The sequence below is a fragment of the Aminobacter sp. P4_H6_2 genome (assembly GCF_056400805.1).
Window position 1 is genome coordinate 1 of the sequence record NZ_JBFUKO010000660.1, and the last position, 2,858, is coordinate 2,858.

At 63.5% G+C, this 2,858-nt stretch carries 4 protein-coding genes; 3 read left to right on the forward strand and 1 reads right to left on the reverse strand.

Annotated elements, in window-relative coordinates; translation table 11 throughout:
- Positions 1-393 (reverse strand): PhzF family phenazine biosynthesis protein (locus tag AC1DUU_RS28210; protein ID WP_476786645.1); only part of this gene is annotated, 393 nt, incomplete at its 3' end.
- Between the two features lie 186 nt (positions 394-579).
- Between AC1DUU_RS28210 and AC1DUU_RS28215 the strand changes: the two genes are divergently transcribed.
- The 3 genes from AC1DUU_RS28215 to AC1DUU_RS28225 form a co-directional block, all read left to right on the forward strand.
- Positions 580-1,878 carry an efflux RND transporter periplasmic adaptor subunit gene (locus tag AC1DUU_RS28215; protein WP_476786646.1) on the forward strand — a complete coding sequence of 433 codons (1,299 nt, stop codon included), beginning with the start codon at positions 580-582 and terminating at the stop codon, positions 1,876-1,878.
- An 8-nt stretch (positions 1,879-1,886) separates the two neighbouring features.
- Entirely contained in the window at positions 1,887-2,591 is a 705-nt protein-coding gene (locus AC1DUU_RS28220; RefSeq protein WP_476786647.1) for an ABC transporter ATP-binding protein, read from the forward strand.
- A 2-nt stretch (positions 2,592-2,593) separates the two neighbouring features.
- Positions 2,594-2,858, forward strand: a 265-nt coding sequence (locus tag AC1DUU_RS28225; RefSeq protein ID WP_476786648.1) for an ABC transporter permease, incomplete at its 3' end; no start/stop codon positions are given.

Sequence of the window (2,858 nt, forward strand, 5' to 3'; positions counted from 1 at the left end):
CTCGGGCAGCTTGGGCAGATCGAATTCGGCAAACAGGCCATTGCCGACCTTGTTCACGGCGCAGCGCACCAGGCCGATATTCTCTTCCAGCACAAAGATGCCGGCGAGATCGCCTCCCTGCCCCATCTCCGTCAGTGCGACTGCTGTGCCAACCGTCGGATGTCCGGCGAAAGGCATCTCGTAATCCGGCGTGAATATCCGCACCCGCGCCTTGTGCTTGGGGTTTTCCGGCGGCAGCACGAAGGCCGTTTCCGACAGGTTGAATTCCCTGGCGATGGCCTGCATTGCGGCCAAGCTCAGCCCCTTGGAATCGACCACCACTGCAAGCGGATTGCCGGCCAGCCTGTCTTCGGTGAAGACGTCATAGATAAAATACTTGCGTTCGATCGTCATGTTTGCTCCTTCCGCAGCCGGCAACATGAGCGAAATTTAATTTGAATTCCGGGTCCATACAGCCGATCTGTGATTCTAATGCATGCTCTTCAAAAGTGGGACCGTTTTTCCGACAGAGTCATGCGAGATCAAATGGATTAGAGCAGGCTCTAAACCTCATTTCTGGAACCATCGAAGGGATCTGGGTTGGACCAGCTTGTAGATCGCACGGAACAGGCGAGCCCGCCCTCCATCGAGGCGGCACTCGGCCTGGACGGCAAAGGACGCTCCACGCGCCGGCGCAAGAATTGGTTCTGGCTGCTTGTGGCGCTGGTTGCTGCAGCTTGCGCATATGCCGCCTATCCGTGGTTCGCAGCACCTTCCGAAAAGATGGTCTACACCACCCAGGCTGCCGAAATCGGCGATCTCACCGTCCAGGTTTCCGCCACCGGCAATCTCCAGCCCCTCACCCAGGTCGACATATCGAGCGAACTGTCGGGCGTCGTACGTTCGGTCGCGGTCGTCGAAAACCAGCACGTCAAGAAGGGCGACATGCTCGCCGCCCTCGACACGTCTAGGCTCTCGGCACAGATCGAACGCGCCGAGGCGTCCGCCAAGGCAGCTGCAGCCAAGGTCGAGGATACGCGCACTACGCTGTCCGAGACCGCCCGCACGCTCACCCGGGCCGAGGAACTGACGAAACGCGGCATGGCCACGACGCAAGCGCTCGAGGCAGCCACCGCCGAGCGCGACCGCGCCCAAAGCGCGCTCGACATGGCCGAGGCCAATCTCGCCATCGCCGAAGCGGATCTCAAGCTGCAGCAGGCCGACCTCGCCAAAAGCACGATCTACGCGCCTATCGATGGGGTGGTGCTGACGCGCTCGGTCAATCCGGGCCAGACTGTGGCGTCTTCCATGCAGGCGCCCGTGCTGTTCGTGCTCGCTGCCGATCTTTCCCAGATGGAACTCAAGGCCGCCGTCGACGAGGCCGACATCGGCTCGGTGGCAAAAGGCCAGAACGCACGCTTCACCGTCGATGCATTTCCCGACCGCAGCTTCGACGCCACCATCCGCGATATCGCCTATGCATCGGTCACCACCGACGGGGTGGTCACCTACAATGCCTGGCTCGATGTCGAAAACGACGAGTTGCTGCTGCGCCCAGGCATGACCGCCACGGTCGCGATCGTCACGCGTGAGGCCAAGGGCGTGCTCACCGTGCCGGCGACCGCCTTCCGCTACCGGCCGACACCAACGGCACGCAACTCGGGCTTCAGCCTGCAGAACCTGTTCCTGGGCCGGCCCAATCGCGGTCCGACCGACCGCAGTCGCCCGGCCTCGACGCCGGCCGACGGATCACGCACGCTCTATGTGCTCAAAAACGGCGCGCCGGTTGCCGTGCGGGTCAAGACTGGCTCAACGGACGGCGACCGCACTGAGATCGTCTCCGGCCTCGCCGCGGGCGATGCGGTCATCACCGCATCCTCGTCGGCCAAGGCCAATTGAGAACGGTCATGGGCCCGGCTCCGCTCATCGTCTTCGACAAGGTCTGGAAAACCTACGGCCAGGGCGAGGCCGAGGTCCGCGCGCTCGCCGGCATCGATCTTGAGATCGGCCAGGGCGAGTTCGTCGCCATCATGGGCCCGTCCGGTTCGGGCAAGTCGACAGCGATGAACATTGTCGGTTGCCTCGATACGCCGACGTCAGGCCGCTACGGCTTCATGGGCACCGATGCGGGCCGCCTCGACCGCAACCGTCGCGCCGCGCTGCGAAACCTCTATATCGGCTTCGTCTTCCAGGGCTACAATCTGCTGCCGCGCACCACGGCGGCGGAGAACGTCGAACTGCCGCTGATCTATCGCGGCGTGGCAGCCCATGAACGGCGTGCGCTGGCCATGAAGGCGCTTGCCGAAGTCGGGCTCGAAGGCCGCGAACACCACACACCAGCCGAGCTTTCAGGCGGCCAGCAGCAGCGCGTGGCGATCGCGCGCGCCATCGTCACCCGCCCTACTCTGCTTGTCGCTGACGAACCTACCGGCAATCTCGACACCGCCCGCAGCCACGAGATCATGCAACTGCTCACCCGCCTCAACGAGGAATACGGGCTCACCATCGTCATGGTCACTCACGAAGCCGACATCGCCGCCTATGCCGGCCGCACCATAGCCTTTCGCGACGGTCATATTGCCTCCGACACCCAAAAGCTCGAGGCGGCATAGGCATGATCTGGGAAACCGTCCGCCTGGCCCTTCGTTCGGTTCGCCGCAATGCGCTGCGCTCGTTCCTTACATTGCTTGGCATCGTCATCGGCGTTGCCGCCGTCATCGCCATGCTGACCATCGGCAGCGGCACAACGGCCAAGGTCAAGGCAGACATCTCGCAGCTCGGCAGCAATCTGTTGATCGTGCGCGCCGGCCGCCCTCCCGCCCCCGGCTCAGGCCCGCAGCAGACCATCCGAGCGCTTGGCGAAAAGGAAGTGGCGGCAC